Origin of the sequence: Clostridium tepidiprofundi DSM 19306 (assembly GCF_001594005.1) — a bacterium.
GTDB classification, from domain to species: domain Bacteria; phylum Bacillota; class Clostridia; order Clostridiales; family Clostridiaceae; genus Clostridium_AC; species Clostridium_AC tepidiprofundi.
In genome coordinates, this window is record NZ_LTBA01000140.1 from 1 (window position 1) to 773 (window position 773).

The 773-nt window shown below is 29.9% G+C and carries 1 protein-coding gene; it reads right to left on the reverse strand.

Going from position 1 to position 773, the window contains the following annotated elements:
- Positions 1-113: 113 nt before the first annotated feature.
- The coding region (locus CLTEP_RS14090; protein ID WP_153016369.1) for an RNA-guided endonuclease TnpB family protein at positions 114-773 on the reverse strand (660 nt) is incomplete at its 5' end.

Here is a 773-nt window from a genome sequence, read left to right on the forward strand (position 1 = left end):
GTGAACTACCCTCCACTTACTTCGTTGAAGTGGGGGCTTCTTGGTCAATACTCCCAATGGAGCAAGTTTACCCAAGCTAACAAGGTCGTCCCAACCTCTGATTATTACCAAAATTATATAGCTAATTTCAGTAGATTTTTACTAGCATTTATATCTCTATCATGATGTGTACCACATTTTGGACAAGTCCATTCTCTAAGTCCTAGGTTCTTTACTTCTTTATTTTTATACCCACAATTAGAACATAATTGACTACTTGCATAATTTGATGGTGCAATTATCAATTCTCTACCATACCAATTAGCCTTATATTCCAACATAGTTCTAAATTCATACCAACTAACTTCTGATATAGCTTTCGCAAGTTTATGATTTTGCATCATATTTTTTACACGCAAATCCTCAATAACTATAACTTGGTTTTCGCTAATTAATTGAGTGCTTACTTTGTGCAAAAAATCTTTTCTTTGATTAGTTATTTTTTCATGTAATTTAGCTACTTTTAATCTAGCTTTTTTTCTATTATTACTACCTTTTTTCTTTCTTGATAAGTCTTTTTGTAATTTTGCAAGTCTTTTTTCTGATTTTCTTAACCATTTAGGATTACTAAAAAATTCTCCATCACTTGTTATTGCAAATTCTTTCAACCCTACATCTATACCAACTTTTTTCTCTATTTTAGGTAATTGTTTCTTTTCAGTATCGACTAATATTGATATATAATATTTTCCACTTGGTGTTTTTGATATAGTACAAGATTTAATTAATCCATT